The sequence below is a fragment of the Enterobacter sp. MGH85 genome, from assembly GCF_001037655.1.
In the GTDB taxonomy this organism is placed as follows: Bacteria; Pseudomonadota; Gammaproteobacteria; order Enterobacterales; family Enterobacteriaceae; genus Enterobacter; species Enterobacter intestinihominis.
In genome coordinates, this window is record NZ_KQ089926.1 from 52,055 (window position 1) to 72,065 (window position 20,011).

Genomic DNA, 20,011 nt, shown 5'->3' on the forward strand with positions numbered 1-20,011 from the left:
GGTCCCAGTTAAATCCGGCGTGTGGAATCGATATTCCAGGCGGGGTTGAAGGATGAGTTCTGACACGCAAGTAGGAGGTGGGACCGTGGTCCCAGTTAAATCCGGCGTGTGGAATCGATATTCCAAGCGGGCTTGACGGGTGAGTTCTGACACGCAAGTAGGAAGTGGGACCGTGGTCCCAGTTAATCTGGTGTATGAAATCAGTATTCCGGGATGGGTTACCGTCTGAGTTCTGATATGCAGGTTGAGGGGTGAACTGCGGAACTAGTTAAGGAAAACTAGAAAAAACTGGATCTTTAGATTGTGGTAACAATCAGGTTGGGAGAAGTAAACAGATCTTTTTAACAACACTGGGCTATAGTGCAGAAAATAACTGCTTCGGATGTATATATTCCGAAGCAGCATGTAACGCATTAAGGATATTGGAAATTAATGAAGACTCTCGCGTGTATCATTAAACAGGCTAAACTTTTTGTAAGTCGCGCAGTATGCTTTCTATCTTCTCGATACACTCGGCAGGCAAACGAGATTTATCGAGATTAAAAATCACCTTATCGCCTTTGTATAGGGCTGTCGCACCAGGTACAAATTGATGACGGGTATTAAGGTTTACTTTTTTACCTGATGGCTCTTTCAGAACATCCGTCAGTAAACCAATAACTTCCTCGGATTCAAAGATAACTCCCGCTTTCTTTTGCTCATGAAGCTGTTGTGTCCGTTGCAACAATAAAGCTTCTTTTCCCGAAAATGCTTTGTACAGCGTCTCCCCAGAGCGGGCGGAAAGTTCACCAGGATGAGTAAACAGGGCAACCACTGATTTTGGCAAATGGGCCGTGTTGATGCAACGCGTGATGATTTTACGGGAAATATTCTCAGCTTCAGCCAGAGCAGAGATATTGCCGTTAAAATCATTTTCCAACCGCTGTGCATAACGGTTGCCCCGTTCATAAGCGCTGACAGGACGATAATCATTACCCAGCCGTGATAAAGCCATCATCTGTTCGTCATCGAGATCCCCGACGAGAACACGATAATCTGATGATGTCAGTATGGCGGCTTTACGACGGCGACTACCATCAGCAATTTCAATGACACCTTCTACCCTTCGTCCGAACGCAGGCGTCTGTTGACCACTCAGCATAAAAGATGGAATCAGATCATCAAGCGCGTCTTCGGTCAGTAGTTCCTGGTCACGTTCATTACCTGACCAGACTCTTGATGCCGTCTCAACACTCTCGCCCGGGATCGCTTCCAGAATAAATTTCACTTCCCGGCCACAAACCGGAAGCAGAATGGTATTCCCGCGGGCCATGGCTCCAACCCGTGCAATTAATGAATCAACCATCGGTGCAGCGGGTGCCGCTGAAGGTTCAGTTTCGGGGCGGATATCTTTTACGGTATGTTTTGGAATAACTGGTGCACGTTTCATTATCTGATCTCCCAGCGAGGTTTAATCAGGCGATCAAAAATTTCATTACAGACAGGCTCCCAGATAGACAGCGCATTTCGCCAGGCTCCTGTAGATGAGCGCTGATCGATAGCCTGCTCAAACACCGTTCTCATACGGATCTGACCTTTACCGACTTCGTCGGTCTCGCGAACAACGTTTTTCAGTACCATGCTTCCCCAGGCATCGCGGATCTGTTCTTCCATCCAGGGTGACTGTGAGCCATTGTTATTGCTGTACTTGGTCAGAAGAATTCTAACGTCAGGTTCAAAACCCTGCAGGTCCACGTTTTTTAACAGGTCGCGCAGCATGTCAAAAAACTGAAGGGCAGAGGTGTAATCAAATAACTCTGCTGGCGTTGGCACGATGAGTACATCTGCAGCACAGACGACATTGATGGTACCAATACCGAGGTTCGGTGCACTGTCGATAACAATGACATCATAATCATGGGCCACTGTTTCGATGGCCAGGCGAAGCATCATATGAGGTTCTGTCGGCAGTTTCCCGTTGTCAAACCTTCCCATTAGTTCTGTCTCAATGCGGTGCAGAGCCAGGCATGAAGGTATGATGTCGAGACCCGGCCAGCAGGTGGCTTTGACGGCATAGGCTGCATCATCGCGCTCACCAAGATAAAAAGGCAGCAGTGTGTCTTCGGCATGGATATGCAAATCAGGGACCCAGCCGTGGTACATGGAGGCTGTGCCTTGAGGATCGTTCCCTTCGACAAGCAGTACTCGCAGCCCTTTCAGCGCCAGGTCCTGTGCCAAATGTACAGATACAGATGTCTTATAGACACCCCCTTTATGTGCTGCCACCGCGATGACGGGCGGAACGCTGTCATCAGGACGGCGCAGACGGGTGCCAAATACATCCCGCATATGGTTGATTTGTTCAATGGTGTAGCCCACCCGCTGCTCTACACGTCCACGCATTTCCATATCAGGATGGGGAAGGCGTCCTGCTTTTTCTGCATCACGGATTGCCTGAGAAGAAACGCCAATCAGATCGGCGGCCTCACCCACACGCCAGCGACGGGTAATTTTCCTGGCTTCCGGGCTATCATCGTTAAACTGTGCAATCGCGATAGCTTTCGTCATTTCATGACCGGCCGTAATGCACTGGTCAAGCGTTTCCATCAGTCCCATTCTTTGTTCCTTATTATTATCTTTGCATTAATCTATTAAATCTTGGTAAAAGGCGCAAAGCAACATTAAAGTTGCAAACCGTCTTAAATATTGCAAAGCCGATCAAAATATAGTCTTGTTCAGTTCAGCATCCGCCTGAAAGGCTGCCGCATGCTTCAGTCAATATCATCCGCTCGCCGCAGAAAGTATGCGCGCGTAGGCGCATGCGTCGAGGAAGCGGAATTACTCCGTACTAACAAGGTGTGGCTGACGCTCTGAAGCTAACGAAGCTCCACTGGAAGGAACTGAATGGTAAGGAATTGACTATAGTATGCAGATTATTGACTGCGGTATGAAGCTGAATAGGAATAGGGAAGAGTAATGACATGCATTTTTCTGCATATCACAGTCAAGACTATTGCCTTTCCTGGTGTTGTATTACTGGGTTGTTGTACCAAGATTCACATTGTGTCATGTCAGTGGTCCATATGTATTGGATGCTGGCTGTTATTCCATATTTCGATCCAGTAATTGATCCTTAAGGAGATCATGTTGAGATCAAAAAGAGATCCCCGGATCGTTTAGCGCCCCGCTACGCCTGAGCCTGGAGACTATCTTCATTAACTGTGGTGTGTGGTATGTTGACTGTTGTGTGCGAGATCAACTATTGCGGTATGCAATTGTATTAACTGGGGTATGTATTTCCGTTGACTGTGATATGCGTATATACTTTCGTTTGTGGATAACCGCGGGTTAATAAAATGGCTATGGAAAATAATGAGTTACCCCTGAATCTTCAGGAGGTCAATAAGACAACGGGTGAAGTTGTTAAGCTGGATGTCAACAGCGCCAGTACTGTTCAGCCTGTTGCGCTCATGAGGCTTGGTCTGTTCGTTCCTACCCTCAAATCGACCTCTAGGAGTAAGACGAACCGCAAAAACGTCACGGATGCGACTGAGGAGCTCGTACAGCTGTCCATTGCCCGGAGTGAAGGGTATACCGATGTCAGGATCACCGGATCGCGCCTCGATATGGATACGGACTTCAAAGTCTGGCTTGGAATCATCCGTTCAATGTATGATTTTGGCGTTAAGGATGACACGCTCAAGCTGTCTTTTGTTGAGTTTGTTAAAATGTGTGGCTTTGACTCCCGGCGCTCTAACAAGAAAATGCGTGACAGGATAAGCAACTCCCTGTTCAAGCTGGCATCCGTAACCCTCAAGTTTCAGAGTGAAACGAAAGGGTGGACTACGCACCTGGTTCAGTCTGCCTATTACGACATCACTGCCGATGTCGTGGAGATCAGGGCAGAGCCCAAGCTCTTTGAGCTTTATCAGATGGACAGGCGGGTCCTGTTGCGTCTGAAAGCCATTGATGCCCTGCAGCGCAAGGAGTCCGCACAGGCACTCTATACCTACATTGAAAGTCTGCCACAGAATCCGGCCCCCATCTCCATGAAGCGTATGCGAGACAGACTCAACCTGACGTCTAACCTCTACACGCAGAACCACACGGTGCGCAAAGCCATGGCGCAGCTGAAGGATATCGGCTATCTGGATTACACCGAATTCAAACGCGGCCGGGCCACCTACTTCAGCGTGCATTACCGTAATCCGAAACTCATCAGTAGCAAGGTCGTTGTTCCCCGTGAGCCGGAAGAGGAAGTACCTGAGCAGAACTATGACGAAGTTATTAAAGCCCTGAAGGCTGCAGGTATTGATCCTCAGAAACTAGCAAAAGCGCTCGCCAGCGTGAAACCGGGAAATGACTGAGGAATGCCGTTTTAGAGTTTGTTGACTGTGGTATGCAGAGCGCATACCACAGTCAATTTATACTGATTCATCATTCCGTTTAGGTTTTGCTTGCCTTGACTGCGATATGCGGATAGGCCTACCGGAGTATTGATATTGACTGCGGTGTGTGGAAGAGCGGGCAGTCTGCTCAACATCTTCACTGCGATATGTTTACTTTCATCACTTAGTCAATATTGTTCGTCAGGGCGGATGCCCTTAGCCCAGTACTTTCACAAAGGGTCTTAACCCACCGAGATCAAAGGATTCCGGGGGCAGCGTCCGGGATTCACTGATCCGCACTCCCGTGTTCCAGAAAGTAGAGAACAGCATTTAATGGTGAAGATCCGGCATATAGAAGAGTAGGGCTCTCACTTCGGGGACGAGTAGGTACGCCAGGGTGGCGCCGGTTAAAGTGGCCATCCTTCTGAGTGCGGCCGCGGTCGCAAAGTCGACCCCATGGGCTTTCGGCAACAGTGAAATGCGTTATGAAGAAAAGGGGGCAATGCAGGGATGAACAGGATCGGAACGAAAAGGTAAGTAATGAAGAAGACGTAAAGTGCGTTACGTGAATTCCGGCCTGGTACAGCCTGGACCCCTGTCAGTTTTCACGTAACGCAAGATTAATTTATTATCGAATAAGTGGATGTCATTACAACTGTCTGTAAATTTTGACAAATTTAGTTATCTTTTTTTCAGCATGGCAACAGCATCAGCCTCTGCCATTGAAAATTGCACACGATGCCTTGCAGCAACATCGAGCGCAAATACCTTTGTATAGACTTCCGTCGAGCTGATCGACTTGTGCCCCATCAGGCTCTGCAGCACCTTCAGCGGAATTCCGGCATACAGCATGTGCATGGCGTAGGAGTGGCGGAACGTGTGTGGCGTCACCGGCACGGAGAACGTCACCCCGTCGGCGGCTGCCGCTTCAACAGCTTCGCCCAGCCAGGTGCGAACGGTACGGTCGGTGATCTCCCAGATGCGCACCTTTTCCGTTCTGCCGGTGCGCTTATTCCGGCGTTCCAGCGGTATTTTCAGGGTGGCCACCATCATTTCCAGCTGGCGGGCATACTGCGGATCGGAAAGCGGAACGTTACGATGAGGCTGGCTGCCGGCCGGAGCACGGCCGGCCGTTCGGGCCGCTTTCTCCACCCGCTGTTTGAGGGTTGCCAGTTGCACGAACGGGTAGGGCGGGGCCAGGGAAAAATCACTCCGGGTCAGGGCCAGTGCTTCGTTAATACGGGCGCCGGTGTTCCACAGGGTGGTCAGCAGCATCTTACGGTGAAGATCGGGCACGTAGTGGAGCAGGGCGCTCACTTCCGGCGCCAGCAGGTATTTCGGCAGTTCGTCCTGAACGAGCGCCATCTGGCGCAGTGCCAGCGCGGCCGGGTAATCGATGGCCACCGGCAGCTGAGCAGAGGAAAAAGCCCCGCTATGGCCTGGCAGTGCTGGCATCATGTTATGTCACCATTGTCATTAGAGTGTGCAGTGCATCACCGGTGCATCCGGGGATGCCGGACCCGGCAGGATCAGATACTCGGTAGCAGATTTGACACGGTAATTGGTGTAATCTTCAAACGAAACCGGGCTTGCTTTCATCCCCGCGAGAAAAGTTTCTTCAAGACCGCGGGCACGCGGAAGCGATAGTTCTATCGTCTCAGGATCGATGGCCATTTTCTGGCGGGTGGCTTCCAGCTCAGTGGTCAGCCGGTATTTTTCCGTACGAAAAGGAATACTCTCTTCAGCGTTTCGCTGTGTATAGGTCACGTCAAACATCATGCGATCACCGTCGTTCTGCAGTACCACGCCCCTGAGGAGACTTTCTATACGAACGGGGGATTCACCTTTCTGCGGAATCTCCGAGGTCCGGCTGCAGATAATCACCATCCCGGGTTTCTGACTGGCATTAACCATCCGCATTTCACTGAGCGTTGCCGCCCCTGCATCCCGTGCAGTCACACCCAGCAGGATCGTCAGCCCCATTATAAAACCGGTCAGTTTACACATCGTTCCTGTATCCTTTACGTTAATGTCTGGATCATCTTCAAGGAGAAATCCCGCCGGACTACACTATCGAGTGACATGTGGCCGCCAGAGGGTGTCCAGCCGACCACTCATTAAATGCTGCTGTCGGCTATCAGTAGCGACCAAGAGTCATTAACTGGAAGCATTTTTCCTCGGAGAGCTCTCCTTCTTTCTTTGGGAGAGGGCCAAGGAAAGGAGTTATCACATCGACTTCTGTGGACAGATACCATGTGTCATCAGCATCATCCCACCAGGCAACTGTGCGATCGTCCCAAGTGTGTATCTCACGGTAGCAGCCGTATCCGTATATGTGCTCAAACTCCGATTCTTCCATCCAGACTCTGTCATGCCCAAGGATTATGAGAGCCTCAAATAAAACACTCAGTGTAATTTTCATATTCATAATCAACTTCCTTATTATTTAATATCTATTAGTTCTATTTATTTATCATCGCCAGCAGAACATTCCGTTGCCCGCCCGCAGTGATTAGCAGAATAACAGTCACCGCCCGCAATTACCGGATCTCACTCTTTTAGACTTCCGAAAAATTCATAATAGCAAAGTTTTCGGAAGCGATGATGAACAGATTAACAGGATTTACTCGTCAGGTCGGTCTGATGCGGAGAGGGTGAAAGTTATCTAACTACTTAAAGTGTAGCACATTTTTAATTTTCGTTTCACAAATCAGCGCAGAAAATCGCCGTGATCCGGAACTTGCTTTTTTCGGATCTAAGGAGGAGAGAAGAAGGATTTGTGCTGATAACGCAATACTAATGATAAATATTGAACATAATCGCACTATTGCTTACTTGGTAACAATAATTAAAAATATTTGCATTATCTTCAGTAAAAGAACGAGGCTCTTATTTCCCATGTAAATTATATGCCCTTGTAGAGAGCGAGACGGTAGTGAACTTGTGGTACTAAGAATAAACTGTACCGACTCTTCCAGGGCACTGGAGTGTTCAGATGTACGACAGAGCCCTGCGCCTTTTGCAATAAATAATTAAAGGACTGAACATGGCGACCACAGTAATAGCTGCCTTTAACGAATTTATGAAAGATATCGTGAATCTCAAAAAGGCAGATACCGATGACGCGCGTGCAAGTCGCGACTGGCTTATCGGTAAGATGAATGATTTTGAGAAGGACGATAAATTTCCGGTGAGTTATCCAGCGATCCATATTGCCTTTGGATCCTTTGCCAGAAGAACCAAAATCCGTCCTCTGGACGATATCGATCTGATGTTCGGCTTATCCGCGCAGAGTGCCACCTATAACGTTCTGAGTGACCGGATCACTCTGACCTCTTCCGGCGAGGGGTCGCGCCTGCACGGATATCGGCATTCCGGAGCTGACACTATCTGCTCCGTCAGAATTCTGAATGCCTTTAAAAACCGCCTGCAGGACATTGCCCAGTACGCGCAGGCTGATATCAGGCGTAACCAGGAAGCCGTCACGCTGAAACTGGTCAGCAAGGACTGGAATTTTGATATCGTACCCTGCTTTATTACCAGCGAAGATGCCTTTGGACGGACTTACTATCTGATCCCCGACGGCAAAGGCCACTGGAAGTTTACCGACCCCCGCAAAGACAGGGACAGAGTCACAACTGTCAATGTGCAGAATGACGGCAATGTGCTGAATGTCATCAGAGCAGTCAAGTACTGGCAGCGGCGACCGACGATGCCCTCCATGAGTTCCTACCTGCTGGAGACGCTGATTCTGGACTATTACGCCGGCAGGGCAGCCTGCTCATCGTTTGTCGATATGGAGTTGGAAGCGCTTTTCCGCCATCTCGGTCTGTACGTACAGTTCTCCGTCAACGATCCCAAAGGCATACAGGGAGATATCAACTCTCTTTCAGCCGAGGCGCGTAAGGCGATTTCTGACAGATGTTATCTCGATGCGCAGAAGGTATCGGAGGCGAGATGGTTTGAGGAGAACAATGAGTATGAAAAATCCATCAATAAATGGCGCGATGTGTTCGGGCCGTTCTTTCCTGTTTACGGGTGAACCATGAATGCCATTTACACGAACCAGTCGACCAGAGAAAACCTGGATTTACTGTATGCGCAGGCCCGTGTTTACGACAGGGTAAAAAACTGGAACAGGCTGAATTTTATCTTCAGCATCATCGTGCCGCTCCTGCTTTCGCTCGTTACCGTATACAACCGGAGCCGGGGATTTGTCGATTCAGAGCTGCTGTCTTCACTGCTGGGGTTGTATGGACTCCTGGTGCTTACTTTTAACATTATCATCAGCGGACACATCGCAGCACTGCGCAGGAAGGCAGCCTCAATCCAGGAAATGTACGACTGCCGGGTACTGGGCATCCGGCGCAATGACCTGAAGGTGGAGGAGATCCCTCGCGATGACATCATCCGGGAAGCTGCCTATTTCAGGGACAGTCCGGAAAAAGCACGAAAGCGATTTGGCGAAGAGGGGTGGTACGTCAGTAAGGTGTATGACGCGCCGCTGGCCGTAATGGCGCTCCTGTGCCACGGAAAAAACCTCGGCTGGGACAAATCGCTCAGGGAGGTGCTGCACGTGTTTTATCTTTCAGCTTTTATTGTCTCGCCTGTCGCGATGCTTGTTTACGGCATCGCCATGAAATCCGGACTGAATGAGATCCTCTTCTATGTGGTGTTCACACTGCCGGTCATCCGCTATTTCTTGCTTCAGTTTCTGGATAATCGCAGCAGTATGAAAAGAAGCGAGAAGCTGAAAAAGTACGTTGAGAAGGAATTATCCGGGATCAGGGTGTCCGGAAGGACAGAAGAAGAGCAACTGGGTTATACGCTCCGGAATATCCAGGATGAGATGTTCGCCTACCGGGCCTCATGTCCGCCCGTTCCCAACGGTATTCAGCTGATAATGAAGCCCAAAAATGAGCGAATTTATGTTGATTACTTTGAAACGAATCTGAAGGAGCTGCACCTTCAGGAGTAATCCCTCCTTAGCTCCGGTGTAGGATTTACGTATGCCGGAGCACATCACGATAAACCATTCAGGTTGCGTGGCTGCCAGCGTAAACACATAGTCACCTTCACCTCAGATAGTTAGCATCCGGCTTTCAGGGTTTTCGGATCTCTGGAAAAGAAAGGAGTGAGGGATAAAAAATGACATTATTAAAAATACAAAAGCAATGCTTAAAAAGCATAAAAGCACTTTTTGTAATTACTACTAGTACTACAAGAAGAATCTATAGCTTGAGGCGGCGTTTATGGAGGTGATCGAGCCGGACGCGATTCCCGCATTAGCTGAGCTGCACGTACTGAACGGGGATAACTTACGCGTAGACAGGCTGCCGTTCTTCTCAAAGAAGCGGCAGCCGTGGCTAAAGCATTAGGTCTTCAAAATTAAGCGTATGGCTGTGCGGCTTTTTGCGGAAAGACAGCTCGTTTATACGAAGCTTAAGTGGCATAGGGCAGATCACGCCACTGAATATGCAGGTGCCGGTTGCAAGCGTTGGAATAGATTCTTCAGTCATGCGGTCTATGTAGGAAACGGATTTTTCAATAGCATACAGATCGTTCTGATTTATCAACCGGTGAATGAAATAGTTATGTGCCTGAGAAATGATAGTCGGGGAGATATCGTTTGGTCGCTGACTGGATATCGTCACAAAGACGCCAAATTTTCTGCCCTCCTTAATTATCTCTTCAAACGTTTCGAGCCGATAATCCTTCCAGCTTTCTGATTCCCTAAACGAGGTGTTCGAAAGGATATTGTGTGCTTCGTCTATGATGAGATGGAGAGTGGACGGTGCCTTATCCATTTTTTTTGCTGAATAAGCCCATTTGGCCATCAAAAGTGGAAGCGTTTTTTTCATGGTCAGATTGACCATATTAAGGTTCAGGACAACAAAGTTCGTTGCTGCCCAGATGGTTCCGCCGGATGCTGTATTGAAAATTTTACGAATATCTTTTTTGAGTCCGCTCATTCGGTTGATGACAGGAGAAAGATGTTCAGGATTTGAGCGGCTTGAAAGATATTCAATAATTAGCTGAACATACATATAGTCCAGCAACTCTTCCATTATATCGTCGGGAAATTCATAATTCTGAGCCCTGCGGTACATATTGCACTGATGCGTATTTTCTTCATTAGAAAAGTAAACACCTGTCTTAGTTCGCCATACACCGCCGTTGTTATAAAAAAAGTCAATATCTGCTATCAGGTCTTCGTCCTTCAGTACGGGGCGGAATAAATCAATCAGGTCGTCACTTTTTTTCTTTTCGCAACCAAACAGAGTTTCGGTGACCCGCCGTTTCAGAATTTCACGAAAATAGGACTGAGGGTTCTGCTTCGACTCCACTCGCTTTTTGAATTCAAGCACTCGCTTCAGAAAAGGTTTCTGCGTTTTGTCGGTAGCATCCGTCAGGACAGAGAGAATCTCATGCTCAAGCAGTATCTCAGCAGGCATCGGAATGCGATCACCCTCTTCATCATGCGTGCTAAGATTGTAAACAACCTTGTCGCGCGTAATGCAGCTTCTCCCACCATATTCACCATTGAAATCAAATAAAAGAAACCGTGACTGACTCCTGAATCCTTCGCCTAGTAGGTTTTTCAGGGCCTCATAGCCATGCTGGTAAAGCGCGGCCAGAGTATTGGACTTGCCGCTGCCAGTATTACCGAAGATGGCAATGTGTGAGTTAAGAAGGCCGTTTATCGGGAGTGTGATATCAATATCTTCGAGATCTGTGCGAGAAAAATTCAGCCCGGCCTCGCCCTTCGGTGCGATCGAGTGGATAAGATGAAGTTGTTCCTCAGACATCAGAAAAACTTCATTGCCGATAAGGGGCAACTCGCGTGTTCCGCCAGTAAAGCGCCCGTTCCGGTCAATGTAGCCTGCCAGTGAGGCCGTAAGATAGCGACGGAAGCGAAGCGAATCGCTTCCGCTACCAACAGGTGCTTTTTCCTCGACAATTTTCTCGGTTTCTACCTTTGCAATCAGAGTCATGAAGCCTTTCTTGACTTCAATGAAGCTGCCCACTGAAACATTTTTAAGCACCTTGCCGTGATAGAAAAGGTCACTCAGATTTTTATTTTTATCGACAAGCACACTGAGTGTTCTGCCCGACACTTCACGAACCTCACCGATCCTTAATACTGCTTCTTCGTTAACAAAAGCGGAGGTCATTTCATGCCTCCCAGAAAGCTGGTTATAATTTCATTCATCTTTTTGAAGTCCAACGGAACTCCAGGCGTAAAAACTACGTCAACGTTGGAATAATCACGGAATTTATCAAGAAATAGGTCTTTCGCCGCCACGTTGTAGGCGAATATTACAATCTTGAGCGTGGCGTTTCGCAGCGCTTTTTTGGTAAGGGTTTCAATATGCTCATCCGCAAAAGAAAACCCGAAAACTATAAGCAAAGAGCCTTCTTTATCCAGCTCATTTGAGTAAGTCCGTAGCAGGTCGTAATACACGTTTTTAAGTAAGGTTTCACGAAATTTATCCTTGCGCGGCAGAACCAGTTGATGAGACATAACCCAGTCCTGCTTCTCCTTTGGTGTATTGAACGCAACTGGCTTCATATCCTTAATGGAATAGTAGATTTCCTTATTATAGCTATGCCAGGAAAGGGATCCATGCAACTTGATGAGATTCACCGTAGGTAGTTCCACGCTGTAATTATAAAGGTTCCCGGTTGCGTGTATGGTCTGATAAAAACATTTGGCATCGAATACCGTCCGGTTGTAAATATCGGCGCGTTGACGGAAACCATCATTCAGAATGACGTTGTTATTTTTAACCGCCGCATCCTCAATGAATAAATCATAGTTAGTCGTAAAGAGGTTGATGCGCCGCGGTAGCAATCCAGTGCGCCGCCTCGTTAGAAGCATTTCTAATGCACGCATGAACTTCGCGTAATTGTTTTGTGTCGATACGACATCATCAATTAAAGCAGGAAGGACTACCTCTGCGGGCCTGCTTCGCTTAAGGAGGACATTGTTTGCCTTCCATACATTGTCCAAAAAAGACTCAGACTTACTGAAGTATTCATCATCCTTTCCGGCGCGTATCAGAGCCTCAAGTTCGCTTTCAATATCACCTAGCACGCTGATTGCAGGCAGTGATGCTCCTGAGCCAATGATAAAATTGATGTTTGCTGACTGAAATATGCGTTCAAAATATTCACGATCTCTGTCCTGACCGTAGTAAGCCCGATAAGTCGCCACGCTGTGCCTTTCCTTAAATATCGTAGATAAGATTTATCTTACATGTTTCATCAAGTGATGCATCCTGTTTAAATTTCATTCCCTGAATCGTATACGAACAGAGCTAAACGAATCAGGTAGGCAGTTGCATTGCTTCCGGCTTTGACGGTTTTCGGATCCTGGCATAAGAAGAGAGGGATTGTTGTAGATAGGTCAAGAAAGTAGGTAGATTATTGCGATTGGAGGATTATTCCATTTTCAGCATCCGATAATGACTTTGTTCACCATAAAGCAATAAATGTTCTCAGGCCCGCTCCGCAGAAAACAAGGGTCATAAAAAGCGTCTGCCGCCCGTCCTGACCTGAGACGCCTGTATACCAGCCTGAGAAGGGTTCCGGTAACAATGCTTCACTGCATACAGGACTGTATATGTGGCTCAGAAAAGTAAAAAATAAAAATTTCAGGGGCGACAGAAACACCACAGAAATCATTAACGATGATGTAATGACGGGCATTGTCTGCCCTAATGACTTAGGGAAATCTACGCTTCCGGAAGCGATGGCTATTTTTTTCGAAGCAGAAGGAATTAACTCAGAAAAAAATAGGCAGGTGCATATATTGCGCCCCACAACACAGGATCTGAGGACAAAATATAAAAAACCCGAAATTAATCGGGTTTTAATTATTTGACGTTTAACAGGCTCCCGTGCCCGGGAGTGATTTAAATTTACGCTTATCATGGCGTTTTTGCAATTGTTATTTTTGGCTGTCTAGCCATTTATTCATTTGCCCGATTTCACCTTTCTGCGCTTTTATGATGTCCTGCGCAAGCTTTCTCATTTCGGGATCTTTTCCGTATTTGAGCTCGGTTTCCGCCATGGCAATTGCCCCTTTATGGTGTGCAACCATACCTTTTGCAAAGGCCTTGTCGGGATCGGACTCATTAACGGCGGCCATCATTTTGTCATGCATGTCTTTCATGCCCTTCATATATTCCTGCGACGATGCCGATGAGGACATATCTGACATTTTCATGTCCGAGGGTTCAGCGGAAACGGCTGGCAGCGATAACATTATTATAACAAAAAGCGAGTTTCTGATTTTCATATAATAATTCCTTTCAGGCAGGTACCGGTTAATTGTAGCTGAGTCAGATAAAAAAGCCCCCTGACGGGGGCAAAAATGTAGCAACGTCGTTTAAGGACAATCTATCAAGGAAAAGGTAACAGCACGGATACTACCGTCGCATTCAGCCTGCATTGATCATGCGGCGATGCGCTTCGGCCATGGCCTGATGTGGGCCAGACTGACCGTTATTCATGAATTCATGGGCTACCGCCGCTCTTTCATGCTCATCCATCGCGGCATACGACGTTGACGGCGCGGTAGGGGAAACGGAGTTATTTCCCATCATCTTCTGATGACTTTCCACCATTTTCTGGTGCCCATCCGCCGATCCGTTCGTCATGGTTTCATGAGCAATAACGGCCTGTTCATGCTGATTCATACTGGCCATTTGTGGTGTAGACCCCTTTATTGCGTTTGTAGCTGAAGCTGACTGGATCTGATGAGCTGGTGCCTGTGCATTATTAACTTGTTCGTGAATATCAATAGTCCCTGAGGCCCACGCCGACGAGATTAAGCCAAGACCCATAACAGCAGCTAAGACGATATTTTTCATGATAACTCTCCATTTCTGAATTAGTGATGTCCGGGGAAGTACAACCGGTTTTTTCAGTTCCATAACTGAAACAGGTTCCGCAGTACTTATTTCTCCGGCAGATGGCTGGATACTCAGCTCCTGGCGTATTTAAACCCTGGGTATATATGAAGCAGTCCAGCCTTCCTGATAAGTTGCACTAATTATATCGAATGGCTTCTGTTTGCTGCATGACAGGCTAATGACATCTTTGTCATTTACATCTTTATTCTCAGTGTTGAGGTGCCGGATTCATTTTCTCCGGTCTGGGTACGGATAAAATGAAACGTGTCGAACGTATATCCGATTCCACATTTACTCTTCCGTGATGTGCTTCCACAATGGACTTCACGATAGCAAGACCGATGCCGCTGCCTTCTCCTTTTCGTTGCCTGGACGGATCCACCCGATAAAAACGGTCAAACAGCCTTGATAAATGCTCCTCAGGGATTGGTTTTCCCGGATTTTCAATCACCAGGTCAAAAACATTTTCCTGTTCTTTGATGGCGACGGTGATGGCCTGTCCCTCCGGGGTATAACGCAGGGCATTGGACAGCAGGTTATTGATTGCTCTTCTGAACATTTGTGGATCGCCCTCAACCAGACAGGGCATCCCGTTAAACCTGAGCGTGATATTGCGTTCTTCGGCCCAGGCTTCGAAAAATTCGAAGACTTTCAGGACTTCCGCTCTGAGATCAAATCTGACCCTGTCAGGTATCAGCTGGTTATTGTCCGCCTGGGCCAGAAACAGCATGTCGCTGACCATTTTGGTCATCCGGTTATACTCTTCAAGACTGGAGTAGAGGACATCCTCGAGCTCCTTCTGCGTCCGGTCCTGACTCAGTGCGATCTCAGTCTGCGTCACCAGATTGGTGATGGGCGTTCTGATCTCGTGGGCGATATCGGCAGAGAAATTGGCCTGGCGGGTAAAGACATCCTCAATCTTTCCAATCATATGATTGAAAGAGATAACCAGCTGCTCCAGCTCAATGGGAACGCGTGTCGGTTCCAGCCGCGCATCAAGATTCTCGGAAGTGATGTTTTTAATGGCCGTGCTGACATTACGAAGGGGCAGATGTCCCTGCCGGACGGCGATACGAATGATCAGAACAATCAGCAGGCTTATCACGACGGCAATCGCAATCAGATTCTTTTTCAGCGCATCGAGATAGTGGAGATGGAAATTTATGGAGAGGCCAGTCAGCATGACATAGTTCTGCTGTTTACCCTGAAAAATCGCCTGACCAGAGGAGGCGATAATCCGGTAGGTGTCCATTTTCATTCCGGATTCGGCGTGCATCGGATCCGCAGGCTCTTCCACCGTCCAGAGAAAGACATCCCGTGCGCGGCTGTGCTCGTTAAAATCTGCTGAATTCACGGCCGGGCGTAGTGCTGCCCCCTGCGCTGAACTGAAGAGCACCTCCCCCCTGGGGTTGAGGAGCAAAAAGGCAACGTTGCGGTAGCTGGCAATCGACTCCTTTATTTTGCTTATTTTTTTTTCATCCGGATCCGCCGGGGACTGCATTATACGATTCAGTGTGGTACTGATTTGCTGCAGATCGCTGACATCCTGCTCGGCAAAATGATTTTCAACCGAATGCAGCATAAACCAGGTGAAGGCGATAAAAGCCAGTATCGTGGACAGGCTGATAAAAAAGGTCAGCCGCAGCGCGAGCGAGAACGGGCGTCTGGACGGTTTGCTATGCATCCGGGACCTCCAGCATGTAGCCCACGCCTCGGACTGTCTGGATCAGCTTTGTCCCGTAATCGTTGTCTATTTTCGCGCGAAGTCGCTTTACGGCGACATCAATCGCGTTAGTGTCGCTGTCAAAATTCATGTCCCAGACCTGAGAGGCAATCAGGGAGCGGGGTAGCACTTCACCCTGATGGCGAATGAAAAATTCCAGCAGGCTGAACTCTTTACTGGTGAGCACAATGCGGTTTCCGGCGCGACTGACTTTTCTGGAGACGAGATCAACCGAGAGGTCAGCCACCTTAAACTGACTTTCCGTGATCAGCGTGTTTCCCCGCCTCAGTAGGGTCCTTACCCGGGCGAGCAGTTCGGCAAACGCGAAGGGTTTAACCAGATAATCGTCCGCTCCCAGTTCCAGTCCTTTGACCCTGTGTTCGATCGTGCCGAGGGCCGTCAGTAGTAAGACCGGCATACCCTTTCCGGCAGTGCGCAGCATGCGGATGATATCCCAGCCGTTCACATCAGGCAGCATGATGTCCAGAATGACTAAATCATACTCGGCTGTCATGGCGAGATGATATCCGGTAAGACCATTATCAGCGTGATCCACCACGAACCCTGCCTCTGTAAGCCCTTTGCTGAGATATTCACCTGTTTTAATTTCGTCTTCGACGATCAATATTTTCATCTTGCTCCCCGTCTGGCTGCTAATGTCATTCTATTGCGCACACGATCGTAATCAACGAATTACCGTAAAAATGACAACATTGTCATTATTCTGTCACCCGACAAACAGAGTGCATTCTGTAAAGTAACCCTGGTAATACTCTGGACTTCATTTGAACCATTTACCAGGTCTGCCTGGACGAGAAGCAATATGTTCAAATTAAAACTACTCAGCATCAGCACAATCTTCATTCTGGCTGGTTGTGTCTCTCTGGCGCCTGAATATCAGCGTCCGGCAGCACCGGTACCCCAGCAGTTTTCACTGTCCCGTAACAGCCTGACGCCAGCGGTGAATGGCTATCAGGATACGGGCTGGCGTAACTTTTTTGTCGATCCCCAGGTCACCCGGCTGATTACTGAAGCCCTGACTAATAACCGTGATTTGAGAATGGCTGCACTGAAGGTTGAAGAGGCCCGGGCCCAGTTCAACGTCACGGATGCAGATCGTTATCCCCAGCTGAATGCCTCATCCGGGATCACCTACAGCGGTGGTCTGAAAGGTGACAAGCCGACCACACAGAAGTACGACGCAGGTCTGGAGTTCAGTTATGAGCTCGATTTTTTCGGCAAACTTAAGAACATGAGTGACGCTGATCGCCAGAACTACTTTGCCAGCGAAGAAGCCCGTCGGGCTGTACATATCCTGCTGGTCTCCAGCGTTTCACAAAGCTATTTCAGCCAGCAACTGGCGTATGAACAACTCCGTATCGCGCGGGAAACGCTGAAAAATTACGAACAGTCCTATGCTTTCGTTGAGCAACAGCTCGTGACCGGGAGTACGAATGTGCTGGCGCTTGAACAGGCCAGGGGACAAATCGAAAGTACCCGCGCTGAGATAGCCAAACGAGAAGGCGATCTGGCTCAGGCAAACAATGCCCTGCAACTGGTGCTGGGAACGTACCGTGCACTGCCGCCAGAAAAAGGGATGAAAGGCGGGGAGATAGCCCCAGTAAAATTGCCACCAAATCTGTCTTCACAAATTTTGCTGCAGCGACCGGATATTATGGAAGCGGAATATCAGCTGAAAGCGGCTGATGCCAATATTGGCGCAGCGCGAGCGGCCTTTTTCCCCTCAATTACCCTGACCAGTGGTCTTTCCGCAAGCAGTACGGAGCTGTCCAGCCTGTTTACGTCAGGAAGTGGAATGTGGAATTTTATCCCTAAAATTGAAATTCCTATATTTAATGCTGGCAGGAATAAAGCCAATCTGAAGCTGGCTGAAATTCGCCAGCAACAGTCGGTGGTTAATTACGAACAAAAAATTCAGTCAGCCTTTAAGGATGTTTCCGACACGCTTGCGCTGCGCGACAGCCTTAGCCAGCAACTTGAGTCACAGCAGCGTTATCTTGATTCACTTCAGATAACTCTCCAGCGTGCCAGAGGATTATATTCCAGTGGTGCTGTCAGTTACATTGAAGTGCTGGATGCAGAGCGTTCTCTCTTCGCTACGCAGCAAACCATTCTCGATCTTACCTATTCCCGGCAGGTTAACGAAATTAATCTGTTTACCGCACTGGGTGGCGGTTGGGTAGAGTAAATTTATTTCATTAATCAGGAAATTTAAAATGCGTAATTCACTTAAAGCCGTTTTATTTGGTGCCTTCTCTGTCATGTTTTCTGCCGGTCTTCATGCTGAAACACATCAGCATGGCGATATGAATACTGCCAGTGATGCTTCGGTACAGCAGGTTATCAAGGGCACCGGTGTCGTTAAAGAAATTGATATAAATAGTAAAAAGATCACCATTTCGCACGAAGCAATCCCTGCGGTGGGCTGGCCTGCAATGACCATGCGCTTCACTTTTGTTAATGCAGACGACGCTATCAATGCCCTGAAAACCGGCAACCATGTCGATTTCTCGTTTATTCAGCAGGGTAATATTTCTTTACTTAAAAGCATTAACGTGACGCAGTCCTGATTGGCTGTCCGGAGCGATTACATCCTGTGCGCCTGTACATTCACATAGGTATATGTGTGAGTTAACCGTCAGGCGCATATGCCAGGTGTTTTGATTTTTTAGCGGAAAATTGTATGGCTTCTTTAAAGATAAATTATGCTGCAATAATTATCAGCAGCCTCATAGCAGGGGGGCTGATATCGGTTACTGCCTGGCAGTATGTAAACTCAGCACAAAAGACAGAAAAAACAGAACAAAAGGCACCGGAACGAAAGGTGCTTTTCTGGTATGACCCAATGAAACCGGATACCAAATTTGATAAACCCGGAAAATCGCCCTTTATGGATATGGACCTGGTGCCAAAATATGCTGATGACAGTGGCGATAAAAGCAGTGGCGGGATCCGTATCGACCCAACCCAGGTTCAGAATCTGGGATTAAAAACGCAAAAAGTCACGCGAGGAATGCTGAATTATTCTCAGACAATCCCGGCTAATGTCAGCTATAACGAGTATCAGTTTGTTATTGTGCAGGCGCGTTCTGACGGGTTTGTCGAAAAAGTCTACCCCATGACGATTGGCGATCATGTGAAGAAGGGGACGCCACTTATCGATATTACCATTCCGGACTGGGTGGAAGCACAGAGTGAATTCCTTCTGTTATCCAGCACCGGTGGTACTTCCACGCAAATTAAAGGCGTTCTGGAACGGCTTCGCCTGGCAGGTATGCCGGAAGAGGATATTCAGAGACTGCGTTCTACCCGGAGCATTCAGACCCGTTTTACCATTAAAGCACCTATTGATGGTGTCATTACTGCATTTGACCTGCGCACCGGCATGAATATTTCGAAAGATAAGGTGGTGGCTCAGATTCAGGGAATGGACCCGGTCTGGATCAGCGCTGCAGTGCCAGAATCTATCGCCTATCTGCTGAAAGATACGTCGCAGTTTGAAATTTCGGTACCGGCTTATCCGGATAAAACATTCCATGTCGAAAAATGGAATATTCTTCCCAGCGTGGATCAGACAACCCGTACGCTTCAGGTCCGTCTCCAGGTTTCTAATAAGGATGAGTTTCTCAAGCCGGGCATGAATGCCTATCTGAAACTGAATACCAGAAGCCAGGAGATGCTGCTGATACCAAGCCAGGCCGTTATCGATACCGGCAAAGAACAGCGCGTGATTACTGTTGATGATGAAGGCAAGTTTGTGCCGAAACAGATCCACGTTCTGCATGAGTCACAGCAACAGTCCGGCATCGGCTCCGGCCTGAATGAAGGCGATACCGTGGTGGTCAGTGGCCTGTTCCTCATTGACTCTGAAGCCAATATTACGGGCGCACTGGAACGTATGCGCCACCCTGAAAAAACAGAAAGCAGTATGCCAGCAATGTCTGACCAGCCTGTAAATATGCATTCAGGGCACTGAGGAG

18 protein-coding genes and 1 pseudogene are annotated in these 20,011 nt (G+C 48.1%); 7 read left to right on the forward strand and 12 right to left on the reverse strand.

Annotated elements, in window-relative coordinates:
* Positions 1-463 precede the first annotated feature (463 nt).
* The gene (locus SK51_RS22895; protein WP_013087134.1) at positions 464-1,429 is read right to left on the reverse strand and encodes a ParB/RepB/Spo0J family plasmid partition protein; all 966 of its coding nucleotides are present in this window, start codon (positions 1,427-1,429) and stop codon (positions 464-466) included.
* Complete coding sequence (gene sopA / locus SK51_RS22900) at positions 1,429-2,595, reverse strand: plasmid-partitioning protein SopA (protein ID WP_023327689.1); 1,167 nt, start codon at positions 2,593-2,595, stop codon at positions 1,429-1,431. The genes SK51_RS22895 and sopA overlap by 1 nt, the downstream gene beginning before the upstream one ends.
* Before the next feature lie 740 nt (positions 2,596-3,335).
* Between sopA and SK51_RS22905 the strand changes: the two genes are divergently transcribed.
* Positions 3,336-4,346, forward strand: coding sequence for a RepB family plasmid replication initiator protein (locus tag SK51_RS22905; RefSeq protein ID WP_015572055.1), 1,011 nt, complete (start codon positions 3,336-3,338; stop codon positions 4,344-4,346).
* Between the two features lie 243 nt (positions 4,347-4,589).
* On the opposite strand, the pseudogene SK51_RS25100 reads toward SK51_RS22905, so the two are convergent.
* The 4 genes and pseudogenes from SK51_RS25100 to SK51_RS22925 all read right to left on the reverse strand — a co-directional run.
* Positions 4,590-4,847: pseudogene (locus SK51_RS25100) on the reverse strand (tyrosine-type recombinase/integrase); the annotation flags it as partial.
* A 201-nt stretch (positions 4,848-5,048) separates the two neighbouring features.
* The gene (locus tag SK51_RS22915) at positions 5,049-5,825 is read right to left on the reverse strand and encodes a site-specific integrase (RefSeq protein WP_015572054.1); all 777 of its coding nucleotides are present in this window, start codon (positions 5,823-5,825) and stop codon (positions 5,049-5,051) included.
* Between the two features lie 18 nt (positions 5,826-5,843).
* Positions 5,844-6,374 carry a hypothetical protein gene (locus SK51_RS22920; protein ID WP_013087127.1) on the reverse strand — a complete coding sequence of 177 codons (531 nt, stop codon included), beginning with the start codon at positions 6,372-6,374 and terminating at the stop codon, positions 5,844-5,846.
* Positions 6,375-6,504: 130 nt separating this feature from the next.
* Entirely contained in the window at positions 6,505-6,795 is a 291-nt protein-coding gene (locus SK51_RS22925) for a hypothetical protein (RefSeq protein ID WP_013087126.1), read from the reverse strand.
* Positions 6,796-7,413: 618 nt separating this feature from the next.
* Between SK51_RS22925 and SK51_RS22930 the strand changes: the two genes are divergently transcribed.
* A complete protein-coding gene (locus tag SK51_RS22930) occupies positions 7,414-8,409 on the forward strand; it encodes a hypothetical protein (RefSeq protein ID WP_032664820.1) in 996 nt (331 codons plus the stop codon).
* Between the two features lie 3 nt (positions 8,410-8,412).
* Entirely contained in the window at positions 8,413-9,345 is a 933-nt protein-coding gene (locus SK51_RS22935) for an S-4TM family putative pore-forming effector (RefSeq protein ID WP_015572052.1), read from the forward strand.
* Between the two features lie 388 nt (positions 9,346-9,733).
* On the opposite strand, the gene SK51_RS22940 is transcribed toward SK51_RS22935, so the two are convergent.
* Both SK51_RS22940 and SK51_RS22945 read right to left on the reverse strand, forming a co-directional pair.
* Complete coding sequence (locus tag SK51_RS22940) at positions 9,734-11,542, reverse strand: ATP-binding protein (protein ID WP_015572050.1); 1,809 nt, start codon at positions 11,540-11,542, stop codon at positions 9,734-9,736.
* Entirely contained in the window at positions 11,539-12,585 is a 1,047-nt protein-coding gene (locus SK51_RS22945; RefSeq protein ID WP_048207284.1) for an SIR2 family protein, read from the reverse strand. Before SK51_RS22945 ends, SK51_RS22940 begins: the two co-directional genes overlap by 4 nt.
* Positions 12,586-12,993: 408 nt before the next feature.
* Here SK51_RS22945 and SK51_RS22950 point away from each other — a divergent pair, with 408 nt between their 5' ends.
* Complete coding sequence (locus tag SK51_RS22950) at positions 12,994-13,254, forward strand: AAA family ATPase (RefSeq protein WP_032670864.1); 261 nt, start codon at positions 12,994-12,996, stop codon at positions 13,252-13,254.
* Positions 13,255-13,320: 66 nt separating this feature from the next.
* Here SK51_RS22950 and copM read toward each other — a convergent pair whose 3' ends face one another.
* From copM to silR, 4 genes are all read right to left on the reverse strand, one after another.
* Positions 13,321-13,671: a CopM family metallochaperone gene (copM, locus tag SK51_RS22955; protein ID WP_032670863.1), complete on the reverse strand. Its 351-nt coding sequence runs from the start codon at positions 13,669-13,671 to the stop codon at positions 13,321-13,323.
* Positions 13,672-13,813: 142 nt separating this feature from the next.
* Entirely contained in the window at positions 13,814-14,245 is a 432-nt protein-coding gene (silE, locus tag SK51_RS22960; protein ID WP_032670862.1) for a silver-binding protein SilE, read from the reverse strand.
* A gap of 250 nt (positions 14,246-14,495) precedes the next feature.
* Positions 14,496-15,971 (reverse strand): copper/silver sensor histidine kinase SilS, encoded by a 1,476-nt coding sequence (gene silS / locus SK51_RS22965; RefSeq protein WP_015572046.1) that lies wholly within the window; start codon positions 15,969-15,971, stop codon positions 14,496-14,498.
* Complete coding sequence (gene silR, locus SK51_RS22970) at positions 15,964-16,644, reverse strand: copper/silver response regulator transcription factor SilR (RefSeq protein ID WP_015572045.1); 681 nt, start codon at positions 16,642-16,644, stop codon at positions 15,964-15,966. The genes silS and silR overlap by 8 nt, the downstream gene beginning before the upstream one ends.
* 189 nt (positions 16,645-16,833) lie before the next feature.
* On the opposite strand from silR, the gene silC reads away from it, so the two are divergent.
* The 3 genes from silC (at position 16,834) to silB (ending at position 20,007) form a co-directional block, all read left to right on the forward strand.
* Positions 16,834-18,219, forward strand: a complete 1,386-nt coding sequence (silC, locus tag SK51_RS22980; RefSeq protein ID WP_015572044.1) for a Cu(+)/Ag(+) efflux RND transporter outer membrane channel SilC — start codon at positions 16,834-16,836, stop codon at positions 18,217-18,219.
* A 28-nt stretch (positions 18,220-18,247) separates the two neighbouring features.
* Positions 18,248-18,601, forward strand: coding sequence for a cation efflux system protein CusF (gene cusF / locus SK51_RS22985; RefSeq protein WP_008786772.1), 354 nt, complete (start codon positions 18,248-18,250; stop codon positions 18,599-18,601).
* 113 nt (positions 18,602-18,714) lie between these two features.
* Complete coding sequence (silB, locus tag SK51_RS22990; protein WP_032670860.1) at positions 18,715-20,007, forward strand: Cu(+)/Ag(+) efflux RND transporter periplasmic adaptor subunit SilB; 1,293 nt, start codon at positions 18,715-18,717, stop codon at positions 20,005-20,007.
* The last annotated feature ends 4 nt before the right edge of the window (positions 20,008-20,011 follow it).